This is a genomic window from Micromonospora echinofusca, from assembly GCF_017614955.1.
Lineage (GTDB): Bacteria > Actinomycetota > Actinomycetes > Mycobacteriales > Micromonosporaceae > Micromonospora > Micromonospora echinofusca_A.
In genome coordinates this window covers 1-948 of the sequence record NZ_WVUH01000684.1, presented here as the reverse complement: position 1 = coordinate 948, position 948 = coordinate 1, and the positions used below count along the sequence as shown (strand labels likewise).

1 protein-coding gene and 1 pseudogene are annotated in these 948 nt (G+C 76.5%); one reads left to right on the top strand and one right to left on the bottom strand.

The features are described 5' to 3' along the window. Positions 1–529, bottom strand: a 529-nt coding sequence (gene eccB / locus GSF22_RS33870; RefSeq protein ID WP_208817956.1) for a type VII secretion protein EccB, incomplete at its 3' end; no start/stop codon positions are given. A gap of 45 nt (positions 530–574) precedes the next feature. On the opposite strand from eccB, the pseudogene GSF22_RS33865 reads away from it, so the two are divergent. Continuing rightward, a pseudogene (locus GSF22_RS33865) lies at positions 575–948 on the top strand (hypothetical protein); the annotation flags it as partial.

Below are 948 nucleotides of genomic sequence, written 5' to 3'. Positions count from 1 at the left end.
GCCCACCCCGGGCCGTCCCGCCGACTAGCAGCACGGAACGCGGCCCGGACGTGGACCCGTCCGGGGTCACCGAGCAGACCGTCCACGGTGCCGGGGAGAGGCGGTCCGGCGCGGGCAGCGAGTCCGGGGCGTCCGGGATGCCCAGTGGTGCGCCCCGGGCCACGCCGGCCAGCGACGCCCGGGACACGAGCACGGTGCGCTGCTCCGCGCCACCGACGATGAGCAGCGCGGAGGCGTAGTTGAGCACCGGGTGCAGCCGGCCGTCCCGGTAGACGTACCGGGCGCCGGACTCCTTCTCGACGATCACCGCCTGCGCGTCCCGCCATCCGCTGGCACCACCGCCGACCAGGACCCCGTAGACCACCACCGCGCCGAGCGCGATCGCCGCGATCAGCACGCTGGCCAGGGCGGTACCCGCCGCGCGACGGAACGGGGACTGCGCCGGGTCGGTCTCCCGCAGCACCAGCGCCGCCACCACCCGCTGCACCATGAACTGGTACGAGTGCAGCTGGTCCTGTCGCGACGGCATCCGACCCCCCGTGGTTACGTTCCGGCCACATACGATAGGCCGCGCGTGACGATCCACGGGGACCAGACGGCGAAGGGGGCCGGCGCGGTGACGGCGACGGTGAGCGGGCCGACGGACCGGACCGGCGCGGTGGCCGGTGCACCGCCGGACGACGGGCCACGGATCACGGCGCCGCTGCGGCCGGCCCCCCGCCTCGGCCTCCGGCCCCGGGTCCACACCGGACAGCTCGTGGTGACCCAGGTGGCGCTGGCCGGCCTGGGGGCCACGGCGGGCCGCAGCGCACCCCTGGTGGCCGGTGCGGTGCTCACCGCCACCCTCCTTCTGCTCGTCACCTGGGCACCCACCAGGGGCCGGTGGTGGTACGAGTGGCTGGGCGTCTGGCTGCGCCGGGCCGGGCGGCAACGCACGCTCCCCCCGGC